The organism is Rheinheimera mesophila, from assembly GCF_000986865.1.
GTDB lineage: Bacteria > Pseudomonadota > Gammaproteobacteria > Enterobacterales > Alteromonadaceae > Pararheinheimera > Pararheinheimera mesophila.
This window is the reverse complement of record NZ_LAVS01000023.1, coordinates 24,468-42,527: the sequence shown is the minus strand read 5'-3', so window position 1 is coordinate 42,527 and position 18,060 is coordinate 24,468. Positions and strand designations below refer to the sequence as shown.

Genomic DNA, 18,060 nt, shown 5'->3' with positions numbered 1-18,060 from the left:
GCCGAGCGGACAAGTGATGACCCAGCACAGAACCTTACGCCAATTGGGTTCGAACACTGGCCTGGATGTGGTCTGGACTATGACCTCACCAGAGCGGGAACAGGAGTTACGGCCCATTCGTATCCCAATAGACAGAGGTTTAATTGGCTGGCGTTTGTTGCTTATTCATAACGATAACGAACAAAAAATTCAGCAACTGGATGAAAAACAATTAAAAACCAGCCCCTCTATTCAGGGCAGTGACTGGCCGGATTACCCTATTTTAAAAGCCAATCATTTTCGGGTATTAGGCAGCGGCGACTTTGACGCTATGTTTAAAATGCTGCAGGCGAAACGTATTGATTATTTCCCTCGATCCATCACAGAAATCTGGCCAGAACTGCAGCAAAAAACAGGCATGTCGCTGACAGTTGCGCCGAAGTGGGTGTTGCATTACCCGGCTGCGTTGTATTTTTTTGTGCAAAAAGACAATATCGAACTGGCCAATGCTATAGAGATTGGGCTGTTACGGGCTATTGAAGATGGCAGTATGCAGCAGCTGTTTTTACAACATTTCAGCAGTGCTATACAGCAGGCCGATTTAAAATCCAGAACTGTGATTGAACTAAAAAACCCTATACTTCCTGCCGAAACACCTCTGCAAAACAAAGCCCTGTGGTTTGACCCACAACTGGGGTACTAAGGCGAAGTTTTCACAGGATTTAACGCTTTCACCACAGCATCGGCCACATCGGAAATACGACATTGTTGTTTCATCGCACTTTGCTGTAATTGGCGATAGGCCTGCTCTTCAGTCAATTTTTTGTACTGCATCAGTAATAACTTAGCTCTGTCTATCAGCTTTTGTTCACTGATAGCGCGGCGGGCATCCGTCAGCTCTGTCTGCATCTGGCGGATATGTTGCGCCTGCTCAGACAATAACTGATAAAAAGACCTGCTGGGCGCCTGCACTGTGGGTTCGGCCTGGCCTGCGGGCATCACAGAAGCACCGTACAAACCCGGCATACTGGGGTCAATTAACAAAGTTAAGCCTGAACTTGTGGGCAGTCCGGTCAATTCGCTTAATTCTGTCAGTTTATGCTGATGTTGCTTTAACTTCTGCTGTGCTGTTTCTACTGTCGCTGATGTCAGTTGCTGCAATTGTGCTGTGAGTCCTGCCTGCAACAGATGCATTTCATCCATACGTTCTGTCGCAAACTGATACCAGAGATCACTGACCGCAGGCACAGGTGCTGCAGTACCAGACAGTTGCTGGATCATAGTTCGCAACTGGCGTAGTTGTTTTGCGGCTGTAGACTGGTCCAACTGGTGCCACTGCTGCTGTTGCTCTACTGTGGCAAATTCCAGAAATACAGCAGCGCTGTGTTGCTGCGCCTGTTGCAGCAACAATAAACGCTCAGCCAACTCAGTAGTAAGCTGTCCTGAAGCCAGGCCCATAGCCCCCCATGCCCGCTCCTGTCCTGCGTATTCTTTGGTTTGCAGTAAGTTAAATAAAGCGACCAGAAAACGGGTAATGCCAGCATCACAAGCCAAATCGGCAGACTCCAGTACCACAGCTAACCATGCAGCAATTAAACGGCTATAGGCTTCGGTAGCCTGTAATGGCGCGATTTTCTGCTGCTGTATTTGTTCACGCAATCCGGCCAGATGATCGACTCCCTGCAAAGCTAAAGAGATACCACTGAGTAAACGACTACTATGACAAGGCTCTTCCCCCTGCAGGTACTGTTTGTTCAACGCGGTACGCAGTTGCTGCTCGGCCTGAACACTTTGCAATAATTGTTGCTGACGCTGCAAAGCAAATAACTCGCAGCCCGAAGCCAGGAAAATATTACTGATACCACGCTCACGCTGCAGCTGGTGCACCAGCTCGCTGATACTGGTGACCAGTAAACAGTTGGTCGAAAGTTGTTGCAGTGCTTTAATTTCGGCTTGTTTAGCGGCCAGCAGAAAGAGTGCCGTTGGATGATTCATGGATCACTCACAGAGCTTTACATCACGAAACTCTAGCAATGGTTATTCCACGCGTGCAGCAACGGCTGCCATAGCGTGTTAATGCTGGATTGTCAGAATAAATTCGTATTTTTGCTGAGAAGCACAAAGCAGCAACGCCCCGTAACGGTGCAGAAAATGCACAACAATGGCACCTTGCCGTGGCAGCCCTCCAGAAGCAGTTTTGCGAAAACTAAACAAAATCAATGCATTGATATAAAAGCATCAGCTGGCATTAAAGTTGCTCTATCAAAAAGGCAGAGATGGTAAGCATCTCCCAACATAGAAACATACAGTACCTTACAAAATGATATTCAGGACAAAGGCGTCCCGAGATCTTCTGGCAACAGAATGATCCGGACGCCTTTTTTGTTTTTTAAAAAACAGCACCTGAACAAACCAATAGCAACAACAGGAAGAGGTGACCTATGGCTTATTTAGTTCCAGCCGAATTTGTGACCAAAATGGTCGATGCCGGCGAATCCAAAATTTTTATGTCGACCCGCGACACGCTGATCCGCTCTTATATGGCGGGGGCTATTCTGGCTTTGGCAGCTGTATTTGCCGTCACGGTTGCAGTCCAGACCGGCTCGTTTTTAGTCGGCTCTATGCTGTTTCCGGTCGGTTTTATTATGTTGTACCTGATGGGGTTTGACTTACTGACAGGGGTTTTTGTATTAACTCCGCTGGCCCTGCTCGACCGCCGCCCAGGTGTGACAGTGCAAGGTGTATTACGCAACTGGGGATTGGTATTTACCGGCAACTTTCTCGGGGCTTTAACAGTAGCGGCCATGATGGCTTTTGTATTAACCATGGGTTTTCATCTTGAACCCGATGCTGTCGGACAAAAACTGGCTGGTGTGGGTGAAGCCCGTACTTTAGGTTATGCCGAACATGGTGCCACAGGCTGGATGACCATATTCCTGCGTGGCATGTTATGTAACTGGATGGTATCTATGGGTGTGGTCGGCGCTATGATTTCTACTCATGTCAGCGGCAAAGTACTGGCGATGTGGATGCCCGTTATGTTGTTCTTTTTTATGGGTTTTGAGCACTCAGTGGTCAATATGTTCCTGTTCCCTTTTGCCATGATGATGGGCGGTGATTTCTCTGTGATGGATTATCTGATCTGGAACGAAATCCCAACGGCATTAGGCAATCTGGTCGGTGGTTTAGCCTTTACCGGTTTAACCCTTTACAGCACTCACTATAAAACAGCACCAAAACGTCAATTGGCTTCCAAAGCGGCGGAAAGCCCGACAGCAACTCTGGCCAAAGCCTGATGATGTTGCCAGGATCCTCCTTGCAAGTCTCCATAGGCCAGCACTCCACTGCTGGCCGTAAAGCATTTAATCAGGACAGCTTTGGCGCTTATCTGCCAAAAGAGCCGGAACTAAGCAACAAAGGCATAGTACTGGCTGTGGCCGATGGCATCAGCACCAGCACAGTCAGCCAGATTGCCAGTGACACTGCAGTAAAAAGTTTTCTGGCTGATTACTACTGCACCAGCGAGGCCTGGTCTGTACCGCACGCTGCCTTGCAGGTGCTCAAAGCCTGTCACAACTGGTTGTATGCACAAAATCGTAATGGCCCTTTTAGCTCAGACCCTGATAAAGGTTATGTCTGTACTTTTAGTGCTTTAATCTTAAAACAACGCCACGCCCATCTGCTGCATGTGGGCGACAGCCGGATTTACCTGCTGCGTCATCAGCAACTGGAGCAATTAACCAGGGATCATCGGCTCTGGCGTGGTAGCAGCAGTTTTTTAAGTCAGGCACTTGGCTCTGGCGCTGTACTGGAACCCGATTATCAAAGCATGGCTTTGCAGCAGGGCGATTTGTTTCTGCTGGCCACAGATGGTTTATTTGAGGTTTTGCCAGCCTCTGAGCTGATTAGGTTGCTGGGATCAGAAGCCGATTTATCCCTGCTGGCACTGCAACTGACCGAAGCAGCTTTAGCTGCAGGCAGCAAGGATAACATCACGCTGCAGTTAGTCCGTATTGATGGCTTGCCTGCCGAAAACAATCTGCCTCTGTGCCTGGATCAGCACTTAGCTTTACCACCGCTATTGCAACAAGGCGATATGCTGGATGGCTTGCAGGTGATCAGAGCTATACAGCAAAGCAGCCGTAGCCATGTGTATCTGATGCAGGACAAAACGACAGAGCAGTTGCTGGTACTCAAAGCCCCCTCCATAGATTTAGCCGAACAGCCGGATTATCTGGAACGGTTAATGCGCGAAGAGTGGATAGCCAAAAGAGTAACCAGCAACCATGTAGTGCGACCTGCCAGTATCAACAAGCCTCGTACTGCGCTCTATACCTTGTTTGAGTATGTTGAAGGCCAGACTTTAAAACAGTGGCAGTTGGATCACCCAACCCCTACTCTGGAACAAGTACGAAGCATTATTGAACAGCTGGGCAAAGGGCTACAGGCCTTGCACCGTAGTGAAATTCTGCATCAGGACATTCGCCCCGACAACCTGATCATCACACCCCAGGGCATAGTGAAAATTATCGACTTTGGCGCGGCACGACTGGCAGGTTTGCAGGCAGATGACGAAGTAGCAGGCGATATTCCAGGCACAGCTTTGTATACAGCGCCAGAGTATTTTTTAGGTGTCGCAGGCTCAGAACGCTCCGATTTATATTCGCTGGCGGTGCTTACGTACCAGCTATTATCCGGCCGTTATCCTTATGGCGCTGATGTGGCTCGTGCTAAAAGCATCAAAGCGCAGAGGAAATTGCGTTATCAGTCTGTGTTCAACAAAAACAGCGAACTACCCATCTGGCTGGATTTAACCTTAGAAAAAGCACTGCAAGTCGATCCGAACAAACGTTATCAGGCCTTGTCAGAGTTTTTATACGACTTACGCCACCCCAATGCCGAATTTCAAAAACCTCTGAGTTTAATTGAACGGCACCCGCTTTGGTTCTGGCAATGCCTTTGCGTAGGGCAGGCGCTGATTATTTTATGGTTAATAGCAGCCCGTTCTTAGCGAGCTGCTGCTTTGTTTACTCTAATATTTGGCCAACCACTGTAACCAGAACTTACTGGTGTCTGTGTGTAAGCTGTTGGCCTGATAATCGGCATATTTCAGCAATACGGCATGCTGAGCATTCAGGTTATAACTCAGCTGCAGATCCAGCTCTTTGCCATAGTCCGCTTCGCCCTCAACCGCATCCAGCCAATGATAAAAGGCTATCAGCTCCAGCTGGTCCATTTTGTATCCAAGTTTGAGGTATTTATCTTCAACGCCACTGGCCGGAGTTGTCAGAAACTTATCGGCAAACCCCTGAAACTTATGCAAAGTAGCCAGTGGTGTCGCAAAACCTATGCCGTTATCAGAACCTAAGACCTCAACTCCGACACCACTTTGCCAGGCTCCAAGCCAAAGGTTGGCTTCCAGAGTCCAATAATCTGCATCATAAGAGTTGGGGTTATCACCAGCGTCCTGTTGCAATGCATAAGAGCCATAGAGCGTATAACGACTACTGTGAGAGAAAGCCTGACTGTACTGATAATCCAACCCTAATGTTTGATTGGACACTAAAGGTGCGTCGTCAAATTCCATCTGATAGACAAAAGCGCCGAGCTGATGATTAGCGTTCGGTTGATAACGTAGATCCAGCAGATGTAAATCCGAACTCCAGTCGCCTTGTGGGCTTTTGCTGCCAAACACCCGGTTTACTTTACTGCTGTAGCTGTAATCCAGTTTGAGTTCAGAAGATAAACTGGCCTGATAACGCACTGCATCAAAGGTTTGTTCGTTCTGACGCCAACCTACGCCACCAACAAAACGTTCATTGGCTAAGTTAATACGCTGACGGCCAATTTTTAGCGTCTGGCTCTGACTGTCGCTTTGATACATCACAAACGCCTGATTTAAATCAGCTCCAGCAGGGTCTGCCACCACAGGATAGGCTGTTTTGCCATTAATACTGTCGTTGTAATTTTTATCACCTATTGCCGCCACATAATCAAATTCGCCGCCTGCTGACCAGCCATGGCTGAGGTTTTGCGTCAGGCTAAAACGCGATAACAACGTATTGGCCAAAGCATTTTCGGCCAGGCCATCCTGATCCACAGCTTCCAGCCGGTAACGAAACAGCATATTGAGCTGTGGCGCAGGCAAAGCAGTTGATGCAGTATCAGCCGCATGGACTGAAATCGAAGAGCAAGCGGCCATTACAGCCAAAGCGGGTAAAGAGTAATAGCGCATACAGTATTCCTTTTATTTTTGGCAAAGCTTCGCCAGCTGACTGCTTTAAAGCAGCCAGAGAGCAAAACGAATGGAATTTTAGTCAATTTTCTATAGTCACTTGCTGTAACAAGCTCAGATCCACTTTCATCCGCTGCTTCAGCACATCGCCCACCACTATCAGGGTTGGGCCAGTGAGTGGAAAAGCTGCAAGACGATCACTGATATCAGCCAAAGTGCCTTGCAGCTGACTTTGCTGAGCTGTGCTGACCTGATCGAGCAGCGCTATTGGTGTATGATCCGGCCAGCCGACCGACACTAAACCGGCACACAGTTGCTGCAAGCGGTTTAGTCCCATATAGACCACCAAAGTGGGGTTAGAGCCATTGGCTCTGTACTGATAACCAGACCAGTCGGGTTGTTTGGCCGGATCAGCAAACTGTGCTGTTAAAAACTGTACTGAAGTTGCACAACCCCGGGCGGTCAGCGGAATACCACAATAAGCTGAAGCAGCGCAGGCACTGGTCACGCCTGGCACTATGGCAAAAGCAATACCGGCTTGTTGCAAAGCTGCAGCTTCTTCTGACACCCGGCCAAAAATCGCCGGGTCGCCGCCTTTTAACCGCACTACTAAACCACCTTGTTGACCGTATTCAACCAGCAACTGGTTAATCTCGATTTGTGGCATCGTATGGCGGCCGGCTCTTTTACCTACAAAGACTTTTTTGCAGCGCCGTGGCACCAGTGCAAGCAGCTCAGCCGACACTAAAGAGTCAAACAGCAGCACATCAGCCTGCTGCAATAAACGCTGAGCTTTCACAGTAAGCAGCTCAGGATCGCCAGGCCCTGCACCAATCAACACGACCTGACCTTTACCCGCTGGTTTTTGCTGATCTGTTGCTGCGGTTTCACCTTTCCAGTTCCAGCCGGATAGCCACTGCGCTGTCCAGGGTGAACGCAATAAATTACTGACTACACTCATACACTATCTCCCCTTGCCCTTTGCCCTTTCTATTTGGATCAGGCCGCTGATGCCTGTTGATCTTGTTTTACCGCATTCAGCCATACCCTGCCCTGTTGCAGCTTGACGCCATACACAGGGATCACCACTTCAGGTTGCTCTAAGCACTGGCCAGTCGTCAGGTCAAAGTGCTGTTTATACAAAGGTGAAGCCACTACGATTTGCTCACCTATAGAACCTACAATCCCTCTCGATAGCACATTCGCCTGACCCAAAGGATCATAATTCCCGATCGCGTATACCAGTGGTTCGCCTTGCAGTTCTAACAAAAACACTGCTACCTGCTGACCATTCAGCAAAGCGCAAATACCGCTGTTTTCAACTAAGTCTTCAAAAGCACAAATATCAGTCCAGGCCATGTTAGTTCTCCTCTGCTAAAGCCTTTACAGGCAGCTCCGATGTTGAAAGCTGGGTAATAGGGATTTGTTGTTGCCACTGGCGCTTTTCTTCGGCTGTAGCCGGGCGGATTTGCGCACGCTCTTCGACAAAAACTATGTGTTCATCCGCGTCCGGGCTATTTACAAACTGGCGGAAACGTTTCAGCGCTTGTGGGTTTTCCAAGGTGGCTTTCCACTCACAGGCATAGGTATTGACTAAGGCAGCCATCTGGTTTTCCAGCTCTGCACCTATTCCCAGCTCGTCATCGATAATGACTTTACGCAGATAGTCCAGGCCGCCATCGAGCTTTTCCATCCAGACGGAGGTGCGCTGCAAACGGTCAGCAGTGCGGATATACAACATCAGAATGCGGTCTATGTAGCGGATTAAGGTCTCGGTATCGAGGTCGGTGGCAAATAAATCGGCGTGGCGTGGCCTCATGCCGCCGTTACCGCAGACATACAAATTCCAGCCGTTTTCTGTGGCAATAATGCCTATGTCTTTGCTTTGCGCCTCAGCACATTCGCGGGTACAACCCGACACTGCCATTTTGATTTTGTGGGGTGCACGTAAACCTTTGTAGCGGTTCTCAATAGCTATAGCCTGACCGACACTATCCTGCACACCATAACGACACCAGGTACTGCCAACACAAGATTTGACAGTACGCAGCGACTTGCCATAGGCATGGCCTGTTTCAAAGCCAGCATCAACCAAACGCTGCCAAATGGCGGGCAACTGCTCTAAACGGGCGCCAAATAAGTCGATCCGCTGCCCACCGGTAATTTTGGTGTAGAGATTAAAATCCAAAGCCACCTGACCTATCACCAGCAGTTTTTCTGCGGTAATTTCGCCACCGGCAATACGCGGCACCACTGAATAAGAGCCATCTTTTTGCATATTGGCGAGAAAGGTATCGTTGGTGTCCTGCAAACCCACATGCGGCTTTTTCAGCACATAATCATTCCAGCTTGACGCCAGAATAGAAGCCACAGTCGGCTTACAAATATCACAGCCCAAACCCTGACCATGGCGGCTCAAGAGTTCAGCAAAGGTTTTTATACCGCCCACCTGAACTAAATGCAGCAATTCCTGACGGGAATAGGCAAAGTGTTCGCAGAGGTGATTTTTCACCTCCACACCACGGCTTTTAAGCTCATCATCCACGACGGATTTGAGCAACGCCGTACAACCGCCACAGCCTGTGCTGGCCTTAGTGCAGCTTTTGATACTAGCTAAATCGCAGCAGCCAGAGTCCATAGCCGCCACTATGTCACCCTTAGCCACGTTATGGCAGGAACAAATGGTCGCGCTGTTGGGTAAAGTTAAAGCTGCTAAAGGTGCGCCGGACGCTGCAGGTAAAATCAGTTGCTCTGGCTGTTTTGGCAGCAACATATCGTTTAAGGCATATTGCAGCAGACTGTCGTAGTTGCTGGTATCGCCCACCAGCACAGCACCCAGCAGGCGTTTGCCGTCGGAGCTTACCACCATTTTTTTGTAGACTTGCGCCCGAGGATCGGTAAAGACATAGCTTAAGGCGCCGGGCGTTCTGGCATGCGCATCACCAATAGAACCGACTTCCACACCCAGCAGTTTTAGCTTGGTGCTCATATCAGCGCCGCTAAATTTTTGCCCGCCGCCTGTCAGTTGACTGACCACCACACGCGCCATCTGATAACCGGGTGCGACCAGACCAAAAATCTTTTGCTGCCATAAAGCACATTCACCTATGGCATAAATATGTGGATCAGAGGTCTGGCATTGATCGTTCACAACAATACCACCCCGATCGCCGACAGCTAAACCACAACTGCGCGCCAACTGGTCATAAGGCCGGATACCGGCAGAAAACAACACTAAATCCGTCTCTAAACTTTCGCCATCGGCAAACTGCAACTGATAACGGCATTCAGCGCCCGCTACTATGGCTTGCGTGGCTTTGCCAGTATGCACTTGCACACCCAATTGTGTAATTTTCTGGCTGAGCATCTGACCGCCGTTTTGATCCAGCTGCACCGCCATCAGTTGGGGCGCAAACTCCACCACATGAGTTTGTAAACCCAATTGTTTCAGCGCATTGGCCGCTTCCAGCCCAAGCAAACCACCACCTATCACCACACCCACTTTGCTGACTGCTGCACTTTTTGCTATCGCATCCAAATCCTGCAAAGTGCGGTACACCAGACAATGCGGCTGATCATTACCAGGAATAGGCGGCACAAAAGCGTAAGAGCCTGTTGCCAGTACCAGTTCGTCGTAATAAAACTGGCCGCCCTGACTGGTCACCACCAACTGCTGTTCGCGGTTGATTTGCTCCACCCAACAATTTAAGCGGTACTGAATATTAGCCGCCTGATAGGCCTGTTCTGTCGTCAACGCCAGTTGCTCCGCACTGGTGCCACTGAAATAGCCGGATAAATGCACCCTGTCGTACGCCAACTGAGCTTCACCACAAAGCACAGTAATTTGTGCCAATGGGTCTTTGGCCCTTAATTGATCGATAAAATGGTGCCCCACCATACCGTTGCCAATCACCAGAATTTGTTTGGTCTGCTGCATTTTTATGTCCTTAAGGCTTTTGGTGGCTGACTCAGCCACCAAATTTTGCCCATAAAAAAAGCCCAGGCCTGAACCACTTCAACAATGGTCAGAACCTGGGCCTCGTTGCCCGTGCAGAGCTAAGCTTTGCACCTCAATTCAAATTGTGTCAGCACCAGTCTGCGCTGGTGTTGCTGGCGATACAAAAGCACAAAGAGTGCCAGTTTATTAACTGGCTGATTTTATTGAGTAATGATCAATTTATGTGCTGGCATTGCTCAAAAGCTTGCGTTGAATTGGTGCAAAACGGCACCGGATTGAGGCACGACATTTTAGTAGACATAGATCCAAAGATAATTTTTAAAATTGAGTTTTGTCGTAAGTAGTCGCAGGAAAAACCGGAGAAAACGCAAAGAGGAAAAAACCAAAAACACATTTAAAACAACGAACTGCCTGTGCATCCAAATAACAAAACGCAAATTTGAAATTTTGCGTTTTGTCTGTACTCAGTTTTCTAATTTCAGACCGTTTAGTGCAGCACTCTAGGTCAAAGTCGAGAAAGTCTGCAATCACAAAAGCAACTACAGGCCCTTCACTTTCTAACGGCCTTTATTCACTACCCTCAAAGCCGTATACAACGCCATTTCTGCGCTTACCCTGATATTCGGCTGCACACCAACGCCTTCAAAGTTAGTGCCGGTGACAGGGTTCACCGGCCTGAACATGGGAATGCGCACAAAAAGCCAGTCGTTGACCCGGGCTGCGCCTGTGTAATGAGCCAGACCAGCGCTGGTTTCACCTATCACTACAGCGCGGCCAAGCTGCTGCAGTGTGTAGCTAAAAAACTCGCCCGCACTGACCAACTCTTTGCTTTGCAGAATATAAAGTGGCTTAGTTTTTAGCAGCTCAGAGTCAGGCACGGCCTGGCTTCGTACTTGTTCTGTGCTTTTACCATTTCGGTCAAACAGGTCCCATAACAAGGTATCTTCAGGAACAAAGTGGCTGATTAAATATTGCACCAGCTCTGGTGAACCTCCGCCACTGTCTCGTAGGTCTATGACGAGATGATCACTGTGACTTAAAAACACTAAAGCGGCGTGCCCGATTTTATGAGCTTCGTCCGCCTGCCAGAATTTATGCAGTTTCAGATAACCCACATTGCCCGGCAGAATACGGGCCTGCTCAAAAGCAAAGTTATTGGTTTTAAGCGGATCAGTCTCTTTTAATCGATGCGAAACCCCACCTTGTTCAGTGATTAACGCCAGACTCAAGTGGCCATCACCGCTATGCTGGCGCAGCAAAGCGCCGATTTTTTCGACAAACTGCTCCTGATTGGTGATATCCGCCAAAGCCCCTTTTTGCTCTTGCTGCTGCAAAAGCGCGCTGACTTTTAGCGCAGTGTCGGGGAAAACATACTGTTCGTTTAAAATACGGCTCACACCCTCAATACTGGCCGCACGTTCTGCTGGAGAAAGAGGGGTGTTTGCCTGAACAAAACATGAAAAAACAAAAGCGATAAGCAGCACCAGAGCAAGGCGCCGCCTTTTTAATAAAGTAATCATAACTACCTCAAATGACTGATAAAAGTTCTGTAAAACCTATAAATTCAGTGATTTGAGCGAAAGCTGATAATAAAGCCGTTTTTTATGCAGATTAGCGTCGTGCCATAACGACAGCCTGAAACGCCGGCCTGGGCCTGCGCGAATAAACCAGAGTAACAGCAGAAAACACAACGGAAGTATCAGCGGGATTAAAGCCAAAACCTGCTTGCCAAACTCCAGCACTAGTTGGTAATCCGCTTGTTGTTTCTGATGCAAAAACAATACAGCAGGACTGCGGTTAAGCTGCTGCAACAAAGGTGCTTCGCCTGTATCGGCAGGCGCAGTCCAAAGCTGTTCATACGCGGGGCCGTGCGAAGCCACCTCGGGCTCAGTATGCAAAAAAGCCAACAAGCAGACCAAAACACAACTTGCCAGCAGTAGGTGCATAAACCGAAACAAGCCTGTCCTTTGCATAGATATATCCATAAAAAACCTGAACAGGATATAAAGCCAGCTCCGGATAAAAACAAGGCTCTGACAACAAGGATGCTGTATTGAAAAGGATTGCCACATTGCTGTGTTGCAAAGCTATGCTTCACCAAACCCAGTAAAGCTTTAAATATCCAGCACTCAGAACATGAAACGGGCAATTAGTTGATGCCGAAAACAGCAAGCCTGAGTACAATAGCCGCGCGTTGATAATTCTCAGGGTTATGTTTTTCATTTACCAAGGCCGTGGCACAGTATCGCTCTGGCAGCCGCTATAATGCCCCAACCCATATAACAAAACGCATTCAACTTTAATCAGGCCAGCCTACACTGGGCCTTAGAACATCAGCAGGAAAGAAAAAATGGCAGCTTTTGGTAGTGTATTTATGCCTGAAATGGCAATGGCCCGTTTTGATGGTGCAAATTGGGGTCAATCGGCAATAGTGCCGTCCGACAGCATCAGTCTGCACCCGGGCGCTCATGTGTTGCATTACGCCAGCACTTGTTTTGAAGGCTTAAAGGCATTCCGCCATGAAGATGGTTCTGTGGCCATTTTCCGTATGGACAAAAACATTGCCCGTATGCAGCAAAGCTCAGAATTATTGTCTTTACCTAAGTTTGACGCTGCTTTGCTCAGCCAGATGATTATCGACATAGTGCGTCATTATGCTGCCGATGTACCAACACCTCCGGGTTCTATGTATATCCGCCCTACTCATATAGGCACTGAACCAGCTATTGGTAAAGCCGCAACTCCTACCCTGACCTCTTTGCTTTATGTATTGTTATCTCCGGTGGGTGATTATTTTGCCGGCGGCAGTCGTGGTTTACGTCTGCTGATGGAAGACAATGCCCGCTGTGCGCCTCATATGGGCATGATCAAAAGTGGTGGTAACTACGCCAGTGCTTTGTACCCAACTATGCAAGCCAAAGCTAAATACCAGGCCGATCAGGTGCTGTTCTGCCCGAATGGCGATGTGCAGGAAACTGGTGCAGCCAACTTCCTGTTGATTGATGGTAACGAAATTATCACCAAAGCGCTGGATGCTTCCTTCCTGCACGGTGTTACCCGCGACACTATTCTGACGCTGGCCCGTGATTTAGGTATGAAAGTGTCCGAACGTGAACTGACAGTGGAAGAACTGTTAGAACGCGCCGCCAAACCAGGCACAGAAGCTGCGCTTTCAGGCACAGCGGCTGTATTAGCTCCTGTTGGCACTTTGATCCATCAAGGCAAAGAATACAAAGTAGGCAACGGCGAACCGGGCAGCACCACAGCCAAGTTACGCCAGACGCTGAACGATATTCAGTGGGGCAAAACGGCTGATACTCATGGCTGGCTGACCAAAATCTAACTCAGCTCCCAGAGCGTAGATCTACAGAAGCAGACCTTAGGGTCTGCTTGTTTTTTGGAAAAAACACATCAGGCTACCAACTATCCACCTTGCAGTTAAACCAGCGGCTGTTTCAGCACACACCATAACAAAGCAAGTGCCGTGGCACTTAATAAAGCCGCCAGACCATAACAAAGTAATTTTCCGGCTAAGCCTGTGTTGAGTTTCAAATCGTGCATACCGTGGTGAATACGGTGTGCGGCGTGAAACAGCGGCAGGCAAATACAGGCCCCAACCAGCGCCAGTGCCGGTATACCGTAACCAAAAGCAGCCAACTGCTGCAAACTGGCATAATTTAGCGGCGAAAGTTCGAGAAAACCCAGCGGCCACAACACTCCTAAAAGCAGCATCAACCCCGGTAAAAACACGGCAAAACAAACACCACCGGCACTGAACAGCGCCCACCAGATCGGCTCGTCTGAACGTTTGGGTTGCGTATTTACAGGCTTCATCACCCAGCTCCCAGCATTAAAAACAGCACCGTAGCAACCCCTAAAGTTGCCAGCCACTGGCCTGCAATCATCAGGGCCGCCGGAGCCAGCGGCATCACGCGCGGAAACAACTCAAAAAAGGTTTTGGCGTGAAATAAACTGGCGACAAAAGCCAGCAGGTTCAGCGCGATCACCCAACCCTGCTGCATAAAGGCCACAAAGCCCAGCCAGTGCTGTTCAGATTGGCTCAGGCTGTACAAGCCATACATCAGACAGCCCAGAAAAAATAACAACGGCAGCACAGTCGCCTCACGCAGCATATAAAGCAGGTAATAACGGTGTTTTAACCACCAGAAGGCGCTTAGCTCGCTGTGATAGGGCTTAGGGGTGGATGACGAATTTACTTTTTGCTCAGTCATGATGCACTCCTAAGGCTTAAACATGCTGATCACAAAATCAGTCGCCGACGCCACTTTGCCCTGATTCACCGCTGCGGCAGGGTCTAAGTGTTTCGGGCACACATCAGAACAAAAGCCAACAAAGGTGCAGCCCCAGACGCCATTTTTGCCGTTCAGCTCGGGCATCCGCTCGGCTTTGCCCTGATCGCGGCTGTCGAGGTTATAACGCTGCGCCAGCGTCAGTGCCGCCGGACCAAGAAATTCAGGGTTTAAGCCAAACTGCGGGCAAGCCGAATAACACAGGCCACAATTAATACAGTTGGCAAATTTACGATACTTCGCCAGTTGCTGCGGGCTTTGTTTATGTGGCTGCTCACTTTGTTCCGGATTGATCAGATAAGGTTTTACCTGCTGCAAGTGCTGCAAAAACACATTGATATCAGGCACTAAATCCTTTTCCGTTGCGAAATGAGCCAAAGGTTCCAGCAGCACTTCGTCGCCATAATCCCGCAAAAAGGTTTTACAGCCCAGCTTCGGAATGCCATTAACCATCACGCTGCAGGAGCCACAAATCGCCATCCGGCACGACCAGCGAAACGCCAGCGTCGGGTCCAGTTGCTCCTGAATATACAGCAGCGCATCCAGCACCGACGTGCTGTTATCAACAGGCACCTGATAACTTTGGCTGTGAGGCTGGCTGTCCAGTTCGGGGTTATAACGCACTATGCTCAGAGTTTTTTCCATGCTCAGGCCTCCTTCGACTGTGCCGCGCCATAAAGCCGGGCCGCAGGCGCAGATTTAGTAATGTTCACCTGCTGATAACTAATCCGGGCCGAGCCATCGGCTTGATAACTGGCCAGCGAATGTTGCAGATAGTCGCTGTCATTGCGGCTGTTCATGCCGGCATCCAGGCGCTGATGGGATCCACGCGACTCGCGCCTTGCCAGCGCACTGGCGCACATGGCTTCGGCTACATCCAGCCCAAAGCCCAGCTCGTAATGCTGCAGCAATTCATAATTAAATACTTTACTGCGATCGCCTACTTTCAACTGCTGATAGCGCTGTTTCAGCGCCTGCAGTGTATCCAGACACTGCTGCATCCCCGCTGCATCGCGGTAAATACCGCAGCCTTGCTCCATCGCCATGGTCATTTCGCGGCGAAGCCCAGCCACAGTGTCTTTTTGCCGTTCACCAAAACGCGCCTGTAGCTGCTGCAATTGCTCCTGACATTGGGCCTTTAGCGCAGCTTCTGGTACGGCTCGGCTTTGTCTGGCATGTCTGGCTGCTTCCATGCCTGCCACTTTGCCAAACACCAGCAATTCCGTCAGCGAGTTCGAGCCTAATCTGTTGGCGCCATGCAAGCCAACAGAGGCACACTCGCCCGCGGCATATAAGCCCTGAATAGCGGTATGGCACTGCACATCAGTTTGTATGCCCCCCATGGTGTAATGCACAGCCGGGCGTATTGGGATCAGCTGATGCTGCGGGTCAACATTGACATAAGATTTCGCCAGATCACAAATAAAAGGCAGACGTTCGTTCAGTTTGTCGCAGCCCAAGTGGCGTAAATCCAGATAAACCACAGCGTGCCCTTGATAGTCGCCGGTGCGGCCTTTTTGTTGTTCGTGCCAGAAGGCCTGAGACAACTTATCGCGTGGTCCCAGCTCCATACATTTGTTTTCTGGTTGGCCCAGCGGGGTTTCTGGCCCTAAGCCGTAATCCTGCAAATAACGGTAACCGTCTTTATTCAGCAGTACGCCGCTTTCGCCACGACAGGCTTCGGTGATTAAAATGCCCGAACCGGGTAAACCTGTTGGGTGATACTGCACAAACTCCATATCGCGCAGCGCCACGCCATGACGATACGCCAGCGCCATGCCATCGCCTGTGACTATGCCGCCATTGGTGTTGTAATGAAACACCCGGCCAGCGCCGCCTGTGGCCAGTACCACACTTTTCGCCTGAATGTGAAACAGCTCGCCGGTACTCAGTTGCATCGCCAGCACACCGGCCACCTGCTGCTCAGCCACCAGCAAATCCAGTACAAAAAATTCGTCAAAGCGTTGAATATTCGGATACTTCAGCGAGGTTTGAAACAAGGTATGCAGAATATGAAAGCCGGTTTTATCAGCGGCAAACCAGGTACGTTCGGTTTTCATGCCACCAAAACGCCGTACCTGCACAGTGCCATCCGCTTTGCGGCTCCAGGGGCAACCCCAACGTTCCAGTTGCACCAGCTCCTGATAGGCATGGCTGACAAAATAATCCACCACATCCTGATCGGCCAGCCAGTCGCTGCCTGCGACTGTATCCTGAAAATGCTGTTCCAGACTATCTTCCGGCAGGGTGACCGCTGCGGCACCACCTTCGGCCGCCACTGTATGCGAGCGCATCGGATACACCTTGGACAATAAGGCAATGCGGCACTCTGGGTCGGCCTCAGCGGCAGCGATAGCGGCCCGCAAACCAGCCCCTCCGCCACCAATAATCACCACGTCAGTTTGTATGATCTGCATCTTTGCTCCTTCAAAGCACAAGGCCGGACATCAGCCCGCCAGCGGGCCAGCCCAATATAAACCCAGACTAAGCAGCAAGGGGTACAAGTGGCATAACAACACATTCATGCCCAGATAAGGCCGCAGCTGGTCCGGACGGTCGGCATATTTAAAAATGCCCGGCAGTAATTTTAATAGTAACGGCAGGCTGAAAAGCCCCAGTAAACTTTGCCACGGCAACAGCTGCATCAGCACAGCAAGGATCAGCAACAGATAACTGCCAAGCGCCAGCAGACAATAAACACTGGCGCTACGCCGCCGCCCTATCACAATAGGCAAATGCCGACGCCCAACCTGACGGTCAGCTTCCAGGTCCGGAAACTGGTTCAGCAGTAATAAGTTACTGACCAGCAAACTGATAATCAGCGCCAGCACCCAGGCCCCGGCTGTTAATTCACCGGCAAACACCCAAAAAGCGCCCAGTGTCATCAGCACACCAAAACCCAGCCCAGGTGCCAGTAAACAAGCCAGCGGCAGTTTATTCAGATACTGGGTATAGGCGTAAATAATCAGTACACCCGGAATGCCAATCAGCAATAAAGGCCAGCCGTGCTGCGACACCAGATACAAGCCCCCGGTTATCACCACCAATAAACTCAGCAGCGCCAAAACCAGCGCCATAGTGCTGGCGTGAGGATTCTCCACCAGGGTGCCGCTGCCGCCGCTAAAAGGAGTGCGTTCGGTTAAAAAATCCAGACCAGATTTAAAATCAAAGTATTCGTTAAAGGCATTCACACTGATATGAGCTGCTAGCCCAATCAGGGTGACAAGCGCGGCTAAACCAGCCTGCAGCGGATGACCCGCCTGCCAGCTAGCGACAGCGGCCAGTGCTATACAGACTAAAGTGAGAGTAAGAAAGTTGGCGCGGGCAACGCCACAAAGAATTTTTAACAACACAAGCTCCATATCAACTAAACAGCGGCAGCATAACCTGATCCCATAGCTTAGCTGTTGATCTGTGACAGTGTATTGACACTTACCGCTGCACAAACAGGCGACAGCCCTGTGTTGTTTAACAGGAAACTGCAGAACCCGCTAAGCCACAACAGGCCATAACAAGGCTAAGCACGACAGCAACAACTTACCCAGTAATTGCTGTAGCAGCAAGGCTTTAAGTAAAGC

Annotated in this window: 16 protein-coding genes; 4 read left to right on the top strand and 12 right to left on the bottom strand. The window is 49.8% G+C overall.

All coding sequences use genetic code 11. The annotated features are described in order from the left end of the window. Window positions 1–682, top strand: a 682-nt coding sequence (locus SD53_RS09775) for a type 2 periplasmic-binding domain-containing protein (RefSeq protein WP_046520062.1), incomplete at its 5' end; no start/stop codon positions are given. Here the strand turns inward: SD53_RS09775 and SD53_RS09770 are convergent. Next, entirely contained in the window at window positions 679–1,974 is a 1,296-nt protein-coding gene (locus SD53_RS09770; protein WP_046520054.1) for a nitrate regulatory protein, read from the bottom strand. The genes SD53_RS09775 and SD53_RS09770 overlap by 4 nt on opposite strands. 446 nt (window positions 1,975–2,420) lie before the next feature. On the opposite strand from SD53_RS09770, the gene SD53_RS09765 reads away from it, so the two are divergent. Then, the gene (locus SD53_RS09765; protein WP_046520053.1) at window positions 2,421–3,275 is read left to right on the top strand and encodes a formate/nitrite transporter family protein; all 855 of its coding nucleotides are present in this window, start codon (window positions 2,421–2,423) and stop codon (window positions 3,273–3,275) included. Between the two features lie 20 nt (window positions 3,276–3,295). Next, a complete protein-coding gene (locus tag SD53_RS09760; RefSeq protein ID WP_206539925.1) occupies window positions 3,296–4,990 on the top strand; it encodes a bifunctional protein-serine/threonine kinase/phosphatase in 1,695 nt (564 codons plus the stop codon). A gap of 21 nt (window positions 4,991–5,011) precedes the next feature. Here the strand turns inward: SD53_RS09760 and SD53_RS09755 are convergent, their stop codons facing one another. From SD53_RS09755 to SD53_RS09730, 6 genes are all read right to left on the bottom strand, one after another. Further along, the gene (locus SD53_RS09755; protein WP_046520052.1) at window positions 5,012–6,214 is read right to left on the bottom strand and encodes an alginate export family protein; all 1,203 of its coding nucleotides are present in this window, start codon (window positions 6,212–6,214) and stop codon (window positions 5,012–5,014) included. 82 nt (window positions 6,215–6,296) lie between these two features. Beyond that, on the bottom strand, window positions 6,297–7,175 hold the full coding sequence (gene cobA, locus SD53_RS09750) for a uroporphyrinogen-III C-methyltransferase (protein ID WP_046520051.1): 879 nt from the start codon (window positions 7,173–7,175) through the stop codon (window positions 6,297–6,299). A gap of 38 nt (window positions 7,176–7,213) precedes the next feature. Further along, a complete protein-coding gene (gene nirD / locus SD53_RS09745) occupies window positions 7,214–7,573 on the bottom strand; it encodes a nitrite reductase small subunit NirD (protein ID WP_046520050.1) in 360 nt (119 codons plus the stop codon). A gap of 1 nt (window position 7,574) precedes the next feature. Continuing rightward, window positions 7,575–10,151, bottom strand: a complete 2,577-nt coding sequence (gene nirB, locus SD53_RS09740) for a nitrite reductase large subunit NirB (protein ID WP_046520049.1) — start codon at window positions 10,149–10,151, stop codon at window positions 7,575–7,577. A gap of 578 nt (window positions 10,152–10,729) precedes the next feature. Next, a complete protein-coding gene (locus tag SD53_RS09735; protein WP_046520048.1) occupies window positions 10,730–11,692 on the bottom strand; it encodes a S41 family peptidase in 963 nt (320 codons plus the stop codon). Window positions 11,693–11,728: 36 nt separating this feature from the next. Then, on the bottom strand, window positions 11,729–12,052 hold the full coding sequence (locus SD53_RS09730) for a hypothetical protein (protein WP_125060866.1): 324 nt from the start codon (window positions 12,050–12,052) through the stop codon (window positions 11,729–11,731). A gap of 470 nt (window positions 12,053–12,522) precedes the next feature. On the opposite strand from SD53_RS09730, the gene SD53_RS09725 reads away from it, so the two are divergent. Continuing rightward, on the top strand, window positions 12,523–13,515 hold the full coding sequence (locus SD53_RS09725) for a branched-chain amino acid aminotransferase (protein WP_046520046.1): 993 nt from the start codon (window positions 12,523–12,525) through the stop codon (window positions 13,513–13,515). A gap of 95 nt (window positions 13,516–13,610) precedes the next feature. Here the strand turns inward: SD53_RS09725 and frdD are convergent, their stop codons facing one another. The 5 genes from frdD to SD53_RS09700 are packed head-to-tail and all read right to left on the bottom strand — an operon-like array spanning window position 13,611 to window position 17,832. Beyond that, window positions 13,611–14,006, bottom strand: a complete 396-nt coding sequence (frdD, locus tag SD53_RS09720; protein WP_046520045.1) for a fumarate reductase subunit FrdD — start codon at window positions 14,004–14,006, stop codon at window positions 13,611–13,613. Continuing rightward, window positions 14,006–14,404, bottom strand: a complete 399-nt coding sequence (locus tag SD53_RS09715) for a fumarate reductase subunit C (RefSeq protein WP_046520044.1) — start codon at window positions 14,402–14,404, stop codon at window positions 14,006–14,008. Before SD53_RS09715 ends, frdD begins: the two co-directional genes overlap by 1 nt. A gap of 9 nt (window positions 14,405–14,413) precedes the next feature. Continuing rightward, window positions 14,414–15,127: a succinate dehydrogenase/fumarate reductase iron-sulfur subunit gene (locus tag SD53_RS09710; RefSeq protein WP_046520043.1), complete on the bottom strand. Its 714-nt coding sequence runs from the start codon at window positions 15,125–15,127 to the stop codon at window positions 14,414–14,416. A 2-nt stretch (window positions 15,128–15,129) separates the two neighbouring features. Further along, window positions 15,130–16,899 (bottom strand): fumarate reductase (quinol) flavoprotein subunit, encoded by a 1,770-nt coding sequence (gene frdA, locus SD53_RS09705; RefSeq protein WP_046520042.1) that lies wholly within the window; start codon window positions 16,897–16,899, stop codon window positions 15,130–15,132. A gap of 30 nt (window positions 16,900–16,929) precedes the next feature. After that, window positions 16,930–17,832: a prenyltransferase gene (locus SD53_RS09700; RefSeq protein WP_046520060.1), complete on the bottom strand. Its 903-nt coding sequence runs from the start codon at window positions 17,830–17,832 to the stop codon at window positions 16,930–16,932. Window positions 17,833–18,060: the final 228 nt, after the last annotated feature.

Bases quoted from the DNA above. Each gene is read 5' to 3' on its own strand.
- SD53_RS09770 (WP_046520054.1), bottom strand. From the start codon at position 1,974: ATGAATCATCCAACGGCACTCTTTCTGCTGGCCGCTAAACAAGCCGAA.
- SD53_RS09765 (WP_046520053.1), top strand. From the start codon at position 2,421: ATGGCTTATTTAGTTCCAGCCGAATTTGTGACCAAAATGGTCGATGCC.
- SD53_RS09755 (WP_046520052.1), bottom strand. From the start codon at position 6,214: ATGCGCTATTACTCTTTACCCGCTTTGGCTGTAATGGCCGCTTGCTCT.
- cobA (WP_046520051.1), bottom strand. From the start codon at position 7,175: ATGAGTGTAGTCAGTAATTTATTGCGTTCACCCTGGACAGCGCAGTGG.
- nirD (WP_046520050.1), bottom strand. From the start codon at position 7,573: ATGGCCTGGACTGATATTTGTGCTTTTGAAGACTTAGTTGAAAACAGC.
- nirB (WP_046520049.1), bottom strand. From the start codon at position 10,151: ATGCAGCAGACCAAACAAATTCTGGTGATTGGCAACGGTATGGTGGGG.
- SD53_RS09735 (WP_046520048.1), bottom strand. From the start codon at position 11,692: ATGATTACTTTATTAAAAAGGCGGCGCCTTGCTCTGGTGCTGCTTATC.
- SD53_RS09725 (WP_046520046.1), top strand. From the start codon at position 12,523: ATGGCAGCTTTTGGTAGTGTATTTATGCCTGAAATGGCAATGGCCCGT.
- frdD (WP_046520045.1), bottom strand. From the start codon at position 14,006: ATGAAGCCTGTAAATACGCAACCCAAACGTTCAGACGAGCCGATCTGG.
- SD53_RS09715 (WP_046520044.1), bottom strand. From the start codon at position 14,404: ATGACTGAGCAAAAAGTAAATTCGTCATCCACCCCTAAGCCCTATCAC.
- SD53_RS09710 (WP_046520043.1), bottom strand. From the start codon at position 15,127: ATGGAAAAAACTCTGAGCATAGTGCGTTATAACCCCGAACTGGACAGC.
- frdA (WP_046520042.1), bottom strand. From the start codon at position 16,899: ATGCAGATCATACAAACTGACGTGGTGATTATTGGTGGCGGAGGGGCT.